General features: G+C 58.3%; 17 protein-coding genes, 1 tRNA gene and 1 rRNA gene. 13 read left to right on the top strand and 6 right to left on the bottom strand.

Features of this window, described 5'->3' with window-relative positions; translation table 11 throughout:
* Window positions 1-129 precede the first annotated feature (129 nt).
* The 6 genes from RWZ58_RS07385 (at window position 130) to rrf (ending at window position 3,849) form a co-directional block, all read left to right on the top strand.
* Entirely contained in the window at window positions 130-1,356 is a 1,227-nt protein-coding gene (locus tag RWZ58_RS07385; RefSeq protein ID WP_314658194.1) for an anion permease, read from the top strand.
* A gap of 14 nt (window positions 1,357-1,370) precedes the next feature.
* On the top strand, window positions 1,371-1,664 hold the full coding sequence (locus tag RWZ58_RS07380; RefSeq protein ID WP_314658192.1) for a hypothetical protein: 294 nt from the start codon (window positions 1,371-1,373) through the stop codon (window positions 1,662-1,664).
* Between the two features lie 50 nt (window positions 1,665-1,714).
* Complete coding sequence (locus RWZ58_RS07375; protein ID WP_012902638.1) at window positions 1,715-2,167, top strand: DUF3349 domain-containing protein; 453 nt, start codon at window positions 1,715-1,717, stop codon at window positions 2,165-2,167.
* A 204-nt stretch (window positions 2,168-2,371) separates the two neighbouring features.
* Window positions 2,372-3,565 carry an acetamidase gene (locus tag RWZ58_RS07370; RefSeq protein WP_314658190.1) on the top strand — a complete coding sequence of 398 codons (1,194 nt, stop codon included), beginning with the start codon at window positions 2,372-2,374 and terminating at the stop codon, window positions 3,563-3,565.
* 91 nt (window positions 3,566-3,656) lie between these two features.
* Window positions 3,657-3,729: transfer RNA gene (locus RWZ58_RS07365), tRNA-Ala, on the top strand.
* A 3-nt stretch (window positions 3,730-3,732) separates the two neighbouring features.
* Window positions 3,733-3,849: ribosomal RNA gene (gene rrf / locus RWZ58_RS07360) — 5S ribosomal RNA — on the top strand.
* Between the two features lie 271 nt (window positions 3,850-4,120).
* Here the strand turns inward: rrf and RWZ58_RS07355 are convergent.
* Entirely contained in the window at window positions 4,121-4,456 is a 336-nt protein-coding gene (locus RWZ58_RS07355) for a hypothetical protein (protein WP_314658189.1), read from the bottom strand.
* Window positions 4,457-4,629: 173 nt separating this feature from the next.
* Between RWZ58_RS07355 and RWZ58_RS07350 the strand changes: the two genes are divergently transcribed.
* From RWZ58_RS07350 to RWZ58_RS07340, 3 genes are all read left to right on the top strand, one after another.
* Window positions 4,630-5,157, top strand: a complete 528-nt coding sequence (locus RWZ58_RS07350) for a peptidylprolyl isomerase (protein ID WP_049352247.1) — start codon at window positions 4,630-4,632, stop codon at window positions 5,155-5,157.
* 171 nt (window positions 5,158-5,328) lie between these two features.
* Complete coding sequence (locus tag RWZ58_RS07345; RefSeq protein WP_314658188.1) at window positions 5,329-6,141, top strand: rhomboid family intramembrane serine protease; 813 nt, start codon at window positions 5,329-5,331, stop codon at window positions 6,139-6,141.
* A 35-nt stretch (window positions 6,142-6,176) separates the two neighbouring features.
* Window positions 6,177-6,998 (top strand): rhomboid family intramembrane serine protease, encoded by an 822-nt coding sequence (locus RWZ58_RS07340; RefSeq protein ID WP_314658185.1) that lies wholly within the window; start codon window positions 6,177-6,179, stop codon window positions 6,996-6,998.
* Between the two features lie 343 nt (window positions 6,999-7,341).
* Here the strand turns inward: RWZ58_RS07340 and RWZ58_RS07335 are convergent, their stop codons facing one another.
* The 5 genes from RWZ58_RS07335 to RWZ58_RS07315 all read right to left on the bottom strand — a co-directional run bounded on the left by RWZ58_RS07335 (window position 7,342) and on the right by RWZ58_RS07315 (window position 11,809).
* Window positions 7,342-8,160: a shikimate 5-dehydrogenase gene (locus tag RWZ58_RS07335; protein ID WP_314658184.1), complete on the bottom strand. Its 819-nt coding sequence runs from the start codon at window positions 8,158-8,160 to the stop codon at window positions 7,342-7,344.
* Between the two features lies 1 nt (window position 8,161).
* The gene (locus RWZ58_RS07330; RefSeq protein ID WP_294632352.1) at window positions 8,162-8,482 is read right to left on the bottom strand and encodes a glutaredoxin domain-containing protein; all 321 of its coding nucleotides are present in this window, start codon (window positions 8,480-8,482) and stop codon (window positions 8,162-8,164) included.
* A 466-nt stretch (window positions 8,483-8,948) separates the two neighbouring features.
* A complete protein-coding gene (locus RWZ58_RS07325) occupies window positions 8,949-9,113 on the bottom strand; it encodes a ribosome recycling factor (RefSeq protein ID WP_314658182.1) in 165 nt (54 codons plus the stop codon).
* Window positions 9,114-9,548: 435 nt separating this feature from the next.
* Entirely contained in the window at window positions 9,549-10,946 is a 1,398-nt protein-coding gene (locus tag RWZ58_RS07320) for a galactokinase family protein (RefSeq protein ID WP_314658181.1), read from the bottom strand.
* A 260-nt stretch (window positions 10,947-11,206) separates the two neighbouring features.
* Window positions 11,207-11,809, bottom strand: coding sequence for a TetR/AcrR family transcriptional regulator (locus RWZ58_RS07315; protein ID WP_012902649.1), 603 nt, complete (start codon window positions 11,807-11,809; stop codon window positions 11,207-11,209).
* Window positions 11,810-12,101: 292 nt separating this feature from the next.
* Between RWZ58_RS07315 and RWZ58_RS07310 the strand changes: the two genes are divergently transcribed.
* The 4 genes from RWZ58_RS07310 (at window position 12,102) to RWZ58_RS07295 (ending at window position 16,075) form a co-directional block, all read left to right on the top strand.
* Complete coding sequence (locus RWZ58_RS07310; RefSeq protein ID WP_314658180.1) at window positions 12,102-13,052, top strand: biotin synthase; 951 nt, start codon at window positions 12,102-12,104, stop codon at window positions 13,050-13,052.
* A gap of 249 nt (window positions 13,053-13,301) precedes the next feature.
* Complete coding sequence (locus tag RWZ58_RS07305) at window positions 13,302-15,044, top strand: sodium:proton antiporter (RefSeq protein ID WP_314658179.1); 1,743 nt, start codon at window positions 13,302-13,304, stop codon at window positions 15,042-15,044.
* Window positions 15,045-15,223: 179 nt separating this feature from the next.
* The gene (locus RWZ58_RS07300) at window positions 15,224-15,724 is read left to right on the top strand and encodes a hypothetical protein (protein WP_314658178.1); all 501 of its coding nucleotides are present in this window, start codon (window positions 15,224-15,226) and stop codon (window positions 15,722-15,724) included.
* Window positions 15,725-15,736: 12 nt separating this feature from the next.
* Window positions 15,737-16,075, top strand: coding sequence for an ATPase (locus tag RWZ58_RS07295; protein ID WP_314658177.1), 339 nt, complete (start codon window positions 15,737-15,739; stop codon window positions 16,073-16,075).
* Window positions 16,076-16,168: the final 93 nt, after the last annotated feature.

The following is a 16,168-nucleotide window of genomic DNA, read 5'->3' as shown; positions in this document are numbered from 1 at the left end:
GATGCCCTCTAAATATGGGCTCTAGTATAAAACCCTCACGAAAACCCGCTCAATACTGTGGGTTTATCTGTTATTTCGTGTTAATTCGGAATACTTTAGATTTCACGAAAACCGACAGATAATTTTCTTGTGACTACAGAACTCATTATTCTCGTGATCGTGGTGCTTACCGCGCTCGCCTTCGACTTTACGAATGGCTTCCACGACACCGGTAACGCGATGGCAACCTCCATTGCGACCGGTGCGCTGAAGCCTAAGACCGCCGTGGCGTTGTCTGCGTCCCTGAACCTCGTTGGCGCGTTCCTCTCTGTTGAGGTGGCCCGTTCGGTCGGTAGCGGCATCGTGAACCTGGACCGTATCGATGTAACAACGGATGGCCCGGCGCTGATGCTTATCGTCTTTACTGGCCTGGTGGGCGGCATCCTCTGGAACGTTTTGACCTGGCTTCTGGGTCTGCCCTCCTCCTCTTCTCACGCTCTGTTCGGTGGCCTGATTGGTTCGGCTATTGTCGCTATCGGCTTCGACGGCGTGCAGTGGATGGGCGTTCTGTCCAAGATTATTGTTCCCGCGGTCCTCTCCCCCGTTATTGCGGCTATTGTGGCGGCAACCGGCACCTGGCTGGTCTACCGTATCGCTGCTCCGGTGGCTGATGATCGTAAGCACGGTGGCTTCCGCAAGGGACAGGTTGCGACCGCGTCCCTGATGTCTCTGGCGCACGGTACCAACGATGCGCAGAAGACCATGGGCGTGATCTTCCTGGCTCTGGTTGCTTCGGGTACCCTGAGCAACGATGACGCAATCCCCTTCTGGGTGAAGGCTAGCTGTGCGCTCGCGATTGCTCTGGGTACTTACCTGGGTGGTTGGCGCATTATCCGCACCCTCGGTAAGGGCATCGTCGAGGTGGATACCCCGCAGGGCGTTGCTGCTGACGGTGCATCCGCTGCGATTATTCTGACCTCTTCTCACTTCGGTATGGCTCTGTCGACCACTCACGTGGCGTCCGGCTCGATCCTGGGTAGTGGCCTGGGTCGTAAGGGTGCTGAGGTTCGCTGGTCTGTTGCTGGCCGCATGGTGGTTGCTTGGCTGATTACCCTGCCGGCTGCCGCGATTGTGGGTGCTCTGACCTGGCTGATCGGTCACGGCCTGAACGCTCTGACCGGCACCCAGTTCATTGGCGAAATGACCGTGTTTGCTCTGCTGGTGATCTTCTGCTTCCTGATGTGGCGTCACTCCCAGAAGGACAACATTGACGCTTCGAACGTGACTGGCGACTGGGATGAAAAGGAAGGCGCTGCAGTCACCAGCGCTGACGCATCCGCAGATCAGACTCTTGCTACTCAGAAGGCAGGTTCGTAGCCGTGGAATATCTGATGGACATTGTGAACAAGGTTATTCCGGTGCTGATTGCCGGCTTGTTCTTTGGTGCGGGCCTTCCGGCGCTCTACGCGCTGGGCCTGCGTATGATGGCTGGACGTACCGAGTACACTGCGGACGGTAAGCTCGTTGAAATTGAGCCTCCGGGAACGGTGGCGAAGATTGCCGCATTCTGCATTTTTGCTATTATCGTAGCAATCGTAATCATCGGTATTCTCTGGGTCGCTAAGGACTTTATCGACCACACTTTCGGCTGGAATATCTTCGGCGTAACCGGTGGAGGCCACTAATCCCGTGAACACTAAATTGCATATGATGACTGCTTCGAAGGAGGGGCTCGATGCCTGATAAGAGCATGATCTCTCGAGTAATCGACTGGCTGAGCGTCGGGTATCCCAAGGATGTTCCGGTGCAGGACCGCGCGGCAGTGATGGCTATTTTGAAGATGCGTCTGACCGATGAGCAGCTGCAGGAAGTTGTTCGCCAGCTCATGCAGTCTCGCGCTGCTCGTGGTGAGGCGTACGTGAGTGACCAGCGCATTAACGAGTACATTCGTCGCGTGGTGGATCATACCCCCACCCCGCAGGACATTGACCGCGTCGCTAAGATTCTAGGCGCGCATGGCTTCCTGATTGCGGAGAACCACGTGAACGAGGACGCTGAGCCTACGGCTGGCGGTACCGAGTACGTGACCTACGATGATCCGACGACCGGCGAGATTCGTATCGCTGAGTTGGCTGCTGAGTCGGCTAACATTCCGGCTCCGAACGCTACTGCTGCGCAGGACGACTAAATAGCCTGCTGTGAGAGTTGAAAACTCTCATGAATCTTGTGACCTATGGGGTGGACTGAAGTCCACCCCATAGGTTTTCTTTATGCCCTTCGAATGCTGCGCCGCGGGTTGTCAGCTCACCCATAGGTGCGGGCGGTATCCTAGAGAGACTCACTCCCTCAAACTAATGGCGGGCTTTGTGCTCGTCCTAAAACTGGAGAATCTGTGTCTTCTTCACCTACCTCTGAACCCGAGAACTCTCACCTTACGTCCACTCAAGAACCCTCTCAGAGCGTTTCTGAGGCGGCACCCGTCGCCGTTGAGGAATCCTCCGCTAAGAGCTCTTCAACCCGTGTAGATGCCGCTAAAGAGGCTATCGCGGGGCAGGTGCGCCGCCTCGTGGTTCCTCGCCGTTCCCTGCTTCTGACCGGTGGCGTGATTGCTGCCGCCGGGGTGATTGCCGCAATGCCTCAGATTGCCGCGACCGGTGTTCTGGGTGAGGATGCTGCGGTAGTGGTTTCTAACGAGAAGCTGTTGGCGCGCCGTGAGCGTCTGGTTCGCGAGAATATTGATACCCGCTACCTGAAGATTGAGTCGCTGGGGCGTATCTATGTGGGTCAGGGGCGTACTGAGCAGGATCTGCGTCTGGTGGGTTCTTTCTCCCTCACGGAGGCTGCACAGGCCGATTTGACGGCGGCAGCTACGGCTCTGACGAACCTGTCTGTCTTCGGTTCTTTGCATCGGCTGAGCGTCACCTACGGCGGCGTGGACTCGGCGAATGACCCGCAGAACGTTGCCAACACCGCCACGGATGCGCCGGTGGGCCCGCTGCGCGTCAGTGATTCGGCGACCCTGAAGGAAGAGCAGTGGCTGAAGGTGCTGACCGCTAATGCGGCGTTGGGTACCACCGCAAGCTACGCTCAGGTGGGTCTGCTGGCAGATGAGCTGCGCCTGAACGCCGTTGTGATTGATGAGAACTATGAGTCCCTGATGAAGCGCTTCCGTGCGCTGGCTGAGCTGGATCTGAAGAACGAGCAGGTGCAGCAGATTCACCTGAATATTCAGTTGGCTCCGGAGAAGGCGCTGACCCTGCCTTCGGGTGCGCAGTCGAAAATCTCGGTGAGTGTTGCGGAGTCTTCGCGCGTGGCAACGGTTGCTGATGTGCTGTCGAAGGCTGCCACAAGGAAGGAGCTGAATACCCTGGCCTCGTTCTCGCTGGTGTGGAATGCCCGTGAGGAATATCCGTCGGCGAGCCAGTGGGACGCGTTCAAGCTTGGCTTCAAGGCGCCGGAATCGAAGGAAGAGTCCGCGAAGGAGGCGCAACGCACCGCGGTTCGTAAGTATCTGCAGGAAGTGAGCGGCCCCCTGCAGGCGATTTCGAAGCGTGAGGCGACGGTGCCGGGTGAGGTTATTTCCTAAGCCCCTCGGTGGTGTGACGGGTCTAACTAAAAAAATGTGCCTGAGGATTTGGTAAAGCCGCAAAAGGTGTTATAGACTAGTAAAGCACCGCGGGGGCGTGGCGCAATTGGTAGCGCATCTGCTTTGCAAGCAGAGGGTTAGGGGTTCGAGTCCCCTCGCCTCCACTTTCCGGTGATTATAGCAAGAGGGAAACGCCTGGCTCCATTCCGAACCCAGAAGCTAAGACTCTTCGCGCCGATGGTACTGCACTTTTGTGGGTGTGGGAGAGTAGGTCATCGCCGGTTTATTTTTGAACCGAGAACCCCATGTCGAAAGACATGGGGTTCTTTGTATATCCGGGAATATGTCTGGGTATATCAGGTGTCTGGGGTATATCAGGGAGATTCAGCACTACAGCCGCAACTTCCCCTCCAACAAACGAGAAAAGCACCCAAAACAATAGCCGCCCACCAGAGTTGAAACTCTAGCGGGCGGCTAAAATTCCTCAGAAAGCGCTCCCTCACGCCGCCAGCGGCGCCTCAGAAAGCCTTAGAGAAAAAGATACGGGAACGCGGCTTAGGCGTTCTTCCAGGGGTCCTCCACGGGACGAGCTGCGTTGTAAGCTGCTGCGCCTGCAACACCCAGAGCAACCAGCAGACCCAGGAACGCAAGACCCTTACGGGGGCGCTTGCCGCCGTTACGCTCAATACGAGCCAGTTCCTTCTCAGCGGCGCGAACGGTCTTCGCGGTAGCCTTACGAGCCTTCTTCAGCGCCTTCTTGTTGCCGGTCAGCTTCTCAGCGAACAGCTCAGCGGTCTTGCCTTCCAGCGAGGACTCAACAGCAGCCAGAGAAGAGACAATAGCCTGAGCCTTAGCAGCCTTGCGTGCCTTACGCTTCTTGCAGCAGAACATGGGGTGACCTCCATCGGTTGAAATGCGCCAGCGGCCAGAAAACGCCGCCGCGCGCGTAGTGTTCACCTCTCAGGATATTCAATTCCCGCCCAAAAAGCCCGCCCAACGGTGCGCCCGGGGCGAAAAAACATGTTAGATGGCGAATGAGCGCCGCCCCGTGCCACAATAGAGCCATGACTAATGCAACTGCTAAGGCAACTATCCACACCAACTACGGTGACATCGTCGTCGAGCTCTTCGGCAACCACGCACCGCTGACTGTTGAGAACTTCATCGGCCTCGCTGACGGCTCCCGTCAGTGGAAGCACCCCCGCACCGGTGAAATCATGAACACCCCCCTGTACAAGGACGTCGTGTTCCACCGCATCATCAAGGACTTCATGATTCAGGGTGGCGACCCCCTGGGCATGGGCGTTGGCGGCCCCGGCTACCAGTTCAAGGACGAGATTCACCCCGAGCTCTCCTTCTCCAAGCCCTACCTGCTGGCAATGGCTAACGCAGGCCCCGGCACCAACGGTTCTCAGTTCTTCATCACCACCGTTGAGACCCCCTGGCTGAACGGCCGCCACACCATCTTCGGTGAGGTCACCGACGAGGCATCCAAGAAGGTTGTTGACGCTATTGAGAGCGTTGAGACCGGCTTCCAGGACCGCCCGGTCAAGGACGTTGTCATCTCCTCGATCGACATCGAAAAGCTCTAATAAACCCCATCAGAAGGCTCATATGAGCATTCTGCTGAAGGTGTTGAGAAAACACGTATAGTTCAGGGGCCCGCCAGGATTCTTCCGGTGGGCCCCTGCGCTTATATGCCCACGCGCGCCATCCCCCGCACACCACCCCGGTTGATCCGGTACACAACCCCTGGAGGTTCAGTGGAGAACTTTCCCAACTACGCAGGCTACGGTCAGACCCCCACGGTCTGCGTCAACCATCCCAACCGCGTTAGCTACGCCCAGTGCAAGCGCTGCAACCGCACCGTCTGCGGCGAATGCCAGGTGGCGCTGGATGTGGGCATGGTCTGCCCCGACTGCTACCGCGAACTCAAAAGCGGCAGCTCGAAGGCGAAAGGCTCGTTCCTGGCGCGCCACTGGCACATTACGTACACGCTCATTCTGCTGAACGTCGCGATGTACGGTTTGCAGCAGATTATCCCGAATAGGTGGATGGTCAACCACGGCATGATGTGGTGGCCCTATGTTCAGCACGGTGAATATTACCGCCTCATCAGCTACGGTTTTCTGCACTCACAAAACGACCCGATGCACCTGGTGTGGAACATGATTTACCTCTTCATCTTCGGTGTATCTCTCGAACGTATGATGGGGCGCTGGAAGTTCCTTGTGGTGTACCTGGGCTCAATCGTCTTTGGTGCCTTCGGCGTGCACGTGCTGACTCCTTCAACGAGCGTGGCGGGCGCATCAGGCGGCGTGTACGGCCTCTACGGTGCCTTCCTCGTGATCCTGCTTCTTAGGAAGCAAAAGGACACGGCGCGCCTCTTTATGCTGCTTATCGGCATTGGTGTGGTTCAGAGCTTCTTCAACCCGAATATTTCCCACGCATGCCACGCGGGTGGCTTTATCGGCGGTGTACTGCTGACCCTGCTGTTCGTCCCGTTTGTGAAGAAGCCCGAGTCCTCGGATCCGCCGCAGCAGAGCCCGCAGCAATGGCAAAACGGCAGGTACTAGCCTGAAAATCCGGCACGAAAATCCTTGGAGAGGCAGTGGAGAACTTCCCCAACTATATGAACTACGGGCAGAGTCCAACGGTCTGCGTCAACCACCCCGACCGCGTTAGCTACGCCCAGTGTGGGCGCTGCAACCGAACTGTCTGCGGCGAATGCCAGACGGCACAGGGCGCGGGTGTAGTCTGCCCCGATTGCTACCGTGACCTCAAAGGCGGTAGCTCAAAGGCGAAAGGCTCGTTTCTGGCGCGCCACTGGCATATTACGTACACGCTCATCCTGATTAATGTCGTGGTGTACGGTCTGCAACAGATTATTCCATTCCGTTGGGTGTATAACCTCGGCATGATGTCGGGTCCCCGTGTTCACCACGGCGAGTACTACCGCCTCATCACGCACGGGTTTGTGCACTCACAAAATGATCCGACGCACCTGCTGTGGAACATGATTTACCTCTTCATCTTCGGTGTCTCTCTCGAGCGAATGATGGGGCGGTGGAAGTTCCTCTTCGTATATATGGCGGCTACCGTGAGTGCCGGCTGCAGCGTGTACATCTTCGACTACTACCGTGGCGCCGTGGGCGCCTCAGGCGGCGTGTACGGTCTCTACGGCGCGTTCTTCGTGATCCTGCTCCTCAGAAGGCAGAAGGACACTGCACGCCTCTTTATTCTGCTCATCGGCATTGGTGTGGTGCAGAGTCTCTTCAACCCGCATATTTCCCACGCGGGACACTTCGGCGGCTTTGTCGGCGGCGCGCTCGCGACCTTCCTGATTCTCCCGTTTGTGAAGAAGCCCGAGTCATCTGAGTCTTCGGAGCCGCCGCAACAGGGCCTGCAGCGGTGGTTCAAGGGCCGCTATTGAGCCTGAAACCCGCGGAAATCCGCTGTAGAGAGGAGTTGTCCACAGAAGTTTTCCACACTGTGCATAACTACATTCGTGTAATTCCACGAGTGTGAGTGCATGTTAAAAACCTGTGGATACAGGCTAAAACAACCGAATCACACGGTATGAATTACATCGGTGTAAGAGTTTTCCCCAGATTTCTCCACAGATGTGGAAAACCTTAAGTACCAGGGTGTGTGTAATTACAAAAAAATTCCGGCGCCAAGCGCCGGATAGAACAAAAAGTGCCCGGAAGAATAAACCTTCCGGGCACTTTTGCGTATCGAGCCCCTCCCGGGGCGAAGAAACAGCGGGTGCGAACCTAGTTCGCCTGAGCCTCCGCCTCCTCAACCTCCTCGGGGGTAAGCTCCACGCCGGTGTACAGGCGGAACTGCTCAGCAGCCTGCAGAGCAATCACCTCGCCGCCGTGAATAATTTCCTTACCCGCCGCGCGCGCCGCACGGACCAGCGGGGTCTCAACGGGCATCGCCACCACGTCAAAGACCACCTGCGCCTCAGCAATAGCCTCCTCGGGGTAGGACAGCTCCTCGCTCTCCTCACCGCCAGCCATGCCAATCGGGGTCACGTTCACCAGAATCGGTGCACGCAGGTTACCCACCTCCGGCGCCCACGCGTACTCGTAACGCTCAGCCAGCGCGCGGCCGGTCTCCTCGTTGCGGGCAATAATCATGCCCTGCGAGAAGCCCGCGTCAAAGAACGCGCCAGCCACCGCAGCCGCCATACCACCCGAACCGCGCAGCAGGAACGGCAGAGACGGATCCACGTTATGCGAACGCAGCAGGGAAGCCACCGCAATCACATCCGTGTTGTACGCCTTCAAGAAGCCGTCAGTGTTCACAATCGTGTTCACCGCACCAATGACCGCCGCCGAGTGGTCCATATCGTCCATCAGCGGGATAACAGCCTGCTTGAACGGCATCGACACCGAGCAGCCACGAATACCCAGCGCACGCACGCCGGCAATAGCACCCTCAATATCGGTGGTGGTCATCGCCTTGTACAGGTAATCCAGGCCGTGCTTCTCGTACAGGTAGTTGTGGAACTTAATGCCGTGGTTCGACGGGCGACCGGACAGAGAGATGCAGACCGTCGTATCGCGGTTCAGCGCAGGGCGAGCCATCTTAGGCCTCGCCGCCGGCGTTGAGGGTGTTCTCGATCAGCTTCTTCACCTTGTTACGGCTCACCAGGTCAGCCACTACAAAGTGGGTGTCGCCGGTGTCCACGGTGGGAACAACCGCGTTGCCGTCGTTCAGGGACTTCACGTGCGCCTCAGCCTGCGGGTCCTCCCAAATGTTCACCCAGGTAGCGTGGTCGCCGAGCTCGCCCAGCTTAGAATCCAGAGCCTCGCAGTAAGGGCAGCCGGGGCGCCAGTAAATGACGACGCCACCATCCTTCATAACCTCGCGTGCCTTCTGCTGATCGGACTGCTGACGTTCAAACATAGTTCCTCCATAAACAGGGTGCTCCGCGGTCTGCAGGAGGCGCTAAAACCTGCCCGAGGGCGCAGCACAATCATTTGATGTATCAAGCATAGCTTGAGTACGTAGGTGCGGGGGAGAGGCCCTCATACGGCGAACGTCCGCGGCGCACTCTCAGACCCCCGCGCTTTAACGGCATACACCCCACACCACGGTTGCCGGACCAATGATGCGGGGCGTATACAGTTCGCGAGAAAGCGCGAGTACTTGTGCTGAGTAAGAGTAAAGAAGAGTGAACACAGGCTACCCGGCGGTAGCAGAAGCTGAGCAATATGCCGAGTGAGTCGGTGAATGAAAGAACCTGGGCGGGGCAGAATGCCCCATTATTCGAGAGAGATGTTGAGTGAAAGCTTTCCATCAAATGCTCGGGGCTGGCGCCCTACCTCATGAGGAGGCGAGGCGGGGCGCCAATCCCGCAGCAACTGTCGTCTTACTTACCGAACTTGTCGGTCAGCTTGGAGACGTTGTCGGTCACGACCTCTTCAACCTTAGCAACGTGCTCGTCGGTGACGACCTCCTTGCCAGCCTTCTCGTTGATGACTTCCTGAGCCTTGTCGAGGCCCTGCTCAACGGCGCCCTTGATATCGAAGCCCACGAGGGCCTCCTTTCTGCGCTGACGCGCTCTAAAGCCTCACCTGAAGTGAGGGGTGATTCGCCCATACGGGCTAAATCGGAGTGTGATGCTTTGGAGGACGAAATCTGAAAGCTGGGTTTGTATGTGACGGTAGAACCCAGTGTAGATGCCATCCATATGCCGGACTATAGGCATCGAAACTTTACAGCTCACGGATTGCGTCCGTCGATAAGTGTACATACCCGCGGAGGCAAGAAAAACCACTCTCAGGAAACGAGGCGAAGCTTTTGATCAACGACCAAAGAATCGTGGCTTATCAGCGCGTTATTTGAGGTGCTGGGCGGAGGATTTTTGCAGAAACTCGCAGGAAACTTCCAGCTATGAATATTGTTCAAACCCCAAAAATACGCCCGTATGACACCCCGACGCTTTATGACGGAGCTCAGCGCGACAGCCCTAAAACACCGGAATATCCGTAGGATCCGCACCTGCCGACCAATCATGAGACGCCGCAAAACCAGCAACCATCGGCAAAAAACGAGGCGCCGCATAGCCGCGCACCGCATAGGTGGTCGCCACCGCATCCGCAGCAGCCTCAAGCTGAGAAGTCGGAATCAACGCCATCACCGCGCCACCAAAACCGCCACCCACAATACGAGCGCCCAGCGCGCCCTGATCCAGGCACACCTGCACCGCATCATCAATCTCTGGGCGAGAAACACACAACTCATCACGCATCGACACAAACGACTCCGTGAAAATACGGCCCGCCTCCTCAAACGCCGCAAAACCCAGCTCATCAGCATGCTGCAGCAGATAGCTCGCACGACCCACCAGAGTCATGTCGTGGAACGCATGACGCACCCAACCACGCGGGAAGGTACAGGGGCGGCCGGCATCCTCCAACGCATCGAGGGCGCGATTCACCGAAGAATCCACCAGGTCGGCACGCCACGCCTTCGCCGCGCGCGCATCCATGCCCGCACACCACAAATCCTCCGGTAGGGCATCACGCAAAAAACGCAGACCCAGCGCCTCAGCACACGCCTCAGACGCCGCACGACGAGCCGCAAAACCACCATCCGTCAGCTCATGCGGAGTGTTCGTATCAATCACCAAAAAACTCAGCCCATGCTGAGCAATATCCACCGCAACCGGCTCAATCGAAAAATCACGGAAATCAACCACCAGCGCCTGCTCCGGATACGAACGCAACGACGCCGTCTGATCTAGGCCACCCGTCTGCGCGCCAGCCACCTTATTCTCAGCCGTAATACACACCTGAGCCAGACGCGCACGCAACGCATCACTATCAGCCGGGGTAGCGTCCGCCTCCGGGCACCCCTGACGCACCGGGCACGAAAGCTCCACCAACGCCAACGCAGTAGAACACTCCAAAGCCGCCGATGACGACAAACCGCCACCGACCGGAACACGAGAATTAATCAGCAAGTCAGCACCGAACTCATCGGGCAGCATAATATCCCTGCCACCCTCCTGGTTCATCGCCCACGCAACACCCGCCACATAGGTGAACCAGCCCTTCAAATGCCCCGGCTGAATATCGCGAATCACGACCGTGCGCTCGTCCCCTGGCATCTGTAGCGAGGAAGCACGCAGCACACCATCACGACGCAACGCACCCGCAATATACGTGCGATACGGCAGAGGCATCGGCAGGCACGAGCCACCCAAAAAATCAATGTACTCGCCCAAAAGATTCAGGCGCCCAGGAGCCGACCACACACCATCCGGCTCATAACCGTACGCGGTAATAAACTCCTCACGCACACGCGCAATTTCCGCGCTATGGTCCGGAAGAGCCGCCCACTGGGCGGTAGCGGTCATCGACATGGAACACCTCTGATCAAGCCCCGAAAAGGGCACTAGGACGTAAACTACACCCCACCCGCACCCGACACCCAACGGGCATCAGTGCAAGCACGTGTCCCCTCTAGACTAAAGCAGAGCACCAACGAACATCGACTCAGCCGCCAATCCGCACCAATTTCAGTGCGCGGCAGGGGAGAGGCACGCAACGCACGCAAAAGCCCCGCACCCCCACAAAGGGGGCACGGGGCGCCATACATAACTAATAAACCAAAAGAAGGTGATTACGCATCCTGCGTATAGGGCTCCTGCACCACCATCATCGAATCAATCGCAGAGAGCAGATCCTGACGGTAACGGTTAAACGCATTCTCAATCAGAGGAACATCGCCACTCGCCACAGCCTCCTGCGGAGAAATCAGCGGCAGAGTCTGATACTCCTCCACCAGGCTCAACGCAATATGAGTCAACAAACGAGCACGACGAAGAGCTTCCGCATGACCCAAACCAAGTGCCTGGAACTCATGAGCCATAGCCACCACAGGCTTCAACTCACGCGGGTGCAGAGTCAAACTCAAACGCACCACCTCAGGGCACTCACGAATCGGGTAGAGCAAGGAAAACAGCGTATCGCCGCGGCGAATCATCGAAGCGCGGATAGCCTCCGGATTCGGCTCGGCCTCCTCAGACATCGACTTCGGGGCACGAGCCAGAATGTAATCCGCCAACAGAATCAGAAGCTGCTGCTTATTCTTCACGTGGTAGTACAGGGCGCCGGGAGCCACGTGAAGCTCCTGAGCGAGTCGGCGCATGGAAAGGTCCGCCAAACCGTAGGTCGCCAAGACCTCGTAGGCGGTATCTAGAATCTTTTCACGGGAAAGTACCACCCTTTCATTTTAGGGTGTTCAAATCTGTAACGTGAGCAAGATGCACCCCACGGCAAACAAAAACCCCACAAATACGCGGTACAAACCCAAAAACCAATGTTGATTCTCACGCGCCCGGAGCGAACGTTTCGCGTTTCATCAGCGCTTCTACCACCAAAAACACCCCAAAACACGTAGAAGCAGGGTGCCGCCCACGCTCTCGGCATAAATTCACGTCTTAAACCGCCCAAAAACGCCAAGACAGGCAAACCTCGCGGGCGCCCACCCCAAAATCAGGTGTTTAATATTCGGTATGAGCAATGCATTTTCTGAACTAATCGAGCGCGCCACCGCAGGCGAAGGCCTCAACCGCGAAGAAATCCACACCCTCCTCGTGGACGGTGAAGGCCAGGACTTCGCCCTCATTGAGGCAGCCTCCGTCGTGCGCCGCAACGAATTCCGCAACATGATTGCGATCCACACCGAAGATGAAGCACTCGCCGACGCACTGGGCACCCGCTCCATCGCAGTAGACTCCTACGAGGTGCTGGACATCTCCCGCGACATCGACTCCGAAGAACTCGCGGCAACCATCGAACGTATTGCTGAATCCTCCGCCATCGGCGTGACCGTACTGCTGCCCGAAAACGCAGTACCCATGATGCTGATGCGAGTGCTGTCCATCCTGCGCCTGGCGGCACCCTCCAAGGTCATTCACCTGCCCGAAGGCTACGAGCAGTCCCTGCGCTCGCTGACCTCCCTCGCAATGCACGTGGTCAGCGCCATCACCATTACCGACGACATTGAGCGGTGGCCCATGGTCAACGAGGTGCTCAAGGCTCTGCGCCACGGTGGCATCGTTATCTCCGGTACCGGTGGACGCGACGCCCTCGCAGGCTACCTGCGCTACCTCTCCGACCTTGGCGTGGACCTCATGGGTCACCGCGATGCACGCGGCTCCGCCTGCGGCTCGGTTGACGGCGGCGGATGCGGTTGCGGTTCGGGTGGTTGCGGTAGCCACGAGGAGCCGGCGCCTTCCGCTGGTGGTTGTGGCTGCGGCTCGGGCGGATGCGGTTCCTCTGCTGAAGCTCCCGCTGAGCCTCACGGTCACTCTCACGGCGGCGGTGGCTGCTGCGGTGGCCACGATGAGCCGAAGGAAGAAAAGGGTGGCTGCTGCGGCGGTCACGACGAGCCTGAGCCGGTAGTGGAAGAAGCTCCCGCTAGTGGTTGCGGTTGTGGCGCTGGCGGTTGCGGTTCCAAGTAGTCCGCTAGGGTCGCCCACCCCTCGCTTTATATTCCAAATATAGAATTTTCCCCTGGATAACCTTCTGAAAAGTCAGGATATTCAGGGGAAAACTCTATATTCCATATAAAGCATTAGGCTCAGAGGTAAATAACACCACAATAAACACCCCAGAACCACCATATCCAAATAACGGCATGAAGCACTCCGGTAGAGTAGAAAGACGTAGCCGACTAATCCTAGCCGCGCGAAAGGAACAACACCGGACCAATGCTTTACCTCTCCGTTATCGTCATCATCCTGCTCGCGACCGTATTCATGGTCAGCGTCGGTGATCGACTCAACCTGCCCTGGCCGGTCATGATGACCCTGCTCGGCGCTGCCGCGCTCTTCATCCCCAACCGACCGGACATCACCATCGACAGCGACATCATCCTGCCGATCTTCCTTCCGCCACTGCTGTGGGCCATCGGCATTAAATTCTCCTGGGGTACCCTGCGTCGCCGCTGGAAGTCCGTACTGCTCTACTCGGTCCTGCTCACCACCGTCTCCGCCCTTGCCATCGCTGGCGCAGCTATGTGGTGGGTCCCCGGCATGACCATCGCCGTCGCCCTCGCTGTGGGTGCCGCAGTCTCCCCGCCCGACCCCGTCGCCGTGGAGGCAGTTGCTGAGCCCGTCGGCATCCCCCGACGACTCATCGGCACCCTGCAGACCGAAGGTAGCTTCAACGACGCTATCGCAATCGTTCTTTTCCACGCCGCAATCCACTCCATGACCAGCGGCCACCACATCGAGCCGCTCTCGGTTGCCAAAGACTTCGTGCTCGGCTCGATCCTGGCGGTCATTATTGGTTACATCTTCGGCTGGCTCGGCGGCTATGTACGCCAGCGCGCCCACGACGTGGTCACCAGCAACGCCGTGACCCTCGTGATTCCCTTCGGTGCATACCTCGCTGCTGAAAGCGTGCACGCCTCCGGCGTTATCGCCGTGGTCATCGGCGCTATCCAGTTCACCAGCACCAAGTACATGGCGGCACTCGAAGCGGAAGAACGCCTCTCCTCCACCTCCTTCTGGCAGATCATTGAGCTGCTCATGACCGGTGTCGCCTTCGGCCTCATCGGCCTGCAGGCAAGTAGCATCATCGCCACCGCCGATCCCTCTCGTATTGCCGGCCTCTTCGCTGATGGCGCCATGGTCGCGCTGGTGGCCATCCTCGTGCGCCTCGTCTGGTTCACCCTCATCTGGTTGGCAGGACGCAAGAGCCCCATCCACGAGGGAGCCCCCGAAAGTTTCGCCGAAGTTATCGTCATGACCTGGTCCGGCATGCGAGGCCTCGTGACCCTGATTCTTGCCCTGTCCATCCCCGTGGTCAACGGCACCGAACAGGTACGCCAGGACGCCATCGTCATGATGCTCTCCGTACTCTTCTTCACCCTCGTGCTGCCCGGCCTGACCCTGCCCCTGCTCGTGAAGGTCCTTGGCGTGCAGGCTAACCATGAAGAAGAAACCGCCGTGCCCGAACTGCTCAAGATCGCGCAGATTGCAGCCCTCGAGGCGCTCCAGGCGGAGGCAAAGGCAACCACCGACCCCGAGACCTACGCTCGCGTGAAGGAAATGTGCTCCGCCATCACCCGCCGCGACGAAATCAGCGAGGCGCTGCCCGAAGAATACAAGCAGCACATGGAGAAGATTAAGGACAAGCGGAACGACTTCGTGCGCCTGCGCGACGCCGCCCTCGTCGCCGCACAGAACGAGGTCATTGCCGCCCAGGACCGTTACGACTCCCACGACGTGCTCCGCGTGGTCCGTAAGCTGGACATCCTGGCGCAGGCAGAAAGCATCCGCTCCTCCGGCATGTTCATTCTGCCCGCCATGACCGCCGGCGCGGTCGCCATGGAACGCTACAACCTCTGGAAGAAGCACCAGGGCACCCTGAGCACCAGTGCAATCCCCGTGGTTGAGAACGCTCCCGCCTCACCCCTGGTCACTAACGAGGTAACCCCTAACTCCTAACGGGTGCCTCCGTGCACGATTGTCACGTTTCTGCCCCTGCCTACGCCGCCGAGTAAAGCCTACTGGTCTTTAGCTCACAGGCGATAGACAGGGGCAGAAGCAGATTAAGCCTCAACTATCACCTAAAATGAGAACCGAACGTTAGCTCTCTCAAACTCACAAACACATTGAAAGTAGACATGGATTTCAAGACTCTTTCGCCTGCGTACCTGACCTCCCTCGGCGTGATTTTTTGCGGCGCGCTCTTGATCGGAACCTCCACCCCCTGGCTCCTGTGGCTCGGCTGGATCCTTCTGATTCTTGCGCTGGGTCTGAACGTCCTTGCCTTCGTGCTGTCCGTGGGTAAGGCGAAGGGTAACCCGACCCCCGCACTGGTTGCCAACCTGGACGGCTTCGAGTCCTCCATGGAGAACCGCATCCGCGAGCGCTCGGAGCACCGCAGTGAAGAGCGTGAAGCTGCTGAGCATGAGGTGGCGGAGCAGGATGCAGCGCAGGCTGAGTACGGTGAGCATCCCGCACAGGAGGCCGCACCTGCCGAAACCTCCGAAGCTGCAGAGGTCCGCGAGGAAGAGCCCACCGAATCTCAGCCGATTGTTGCCCCCGCCCCCGGTCGCATGAGCGTTCTGCCCACGCGTCCCCGTTCGGGTCGCACCCCCAAGCCCCGCTCCAACGCACGCTAAGGCAGGTCGGTCGTGAATACGAAGTTTTTGCTTTCCCCGGCGTACCTGGTTTCTGTTGCCCTGATGCTTTCCGGCGCGGTGCTTTCCGGCGGTCGGTTCATGCTGATTGGCTGGATTCTGTGCATTGTGGGCGTCTGCCTGAACGCCATGACCCTGGTCGTGCTGACGAACCGCGAGCAGCTGTACACCATGGACGCGAAGGCGGTTCGCGCCTCCCGCCGCGGTTTTGATGACCGCCCCGCTGTGGTGCAGCGCCTGGATGATGCGCCGGCCGCTGACAAGGCTGAAGCGGAGCCTGCAGAAGAAGCCGAAGAAGAACCTGCAGAAGCGCCCGCACCGAAGGCAAGCTAATAGCCTCTAAGACATGATGAAACCCCCTCAGATACTCTTGAACTGCCTCCCGTTTCTTGGACAACAAAATTAAAGTCCAGGAAACGGGAGGCT

The sequence above is a fragment of the uncultured Rothia sp. genome, from assembly GCF_963544205.1.
Classification (GTDB): domain Bacteria; phylum Actinomycetota; class Actinomycetes; order Actinomycetales; family Micrococcaceae; genus Rothia.
Note: the sequence above shows the minus strand (reverse complement) of the source record. Positions and strands in the feature narration are given on the sequence as shown.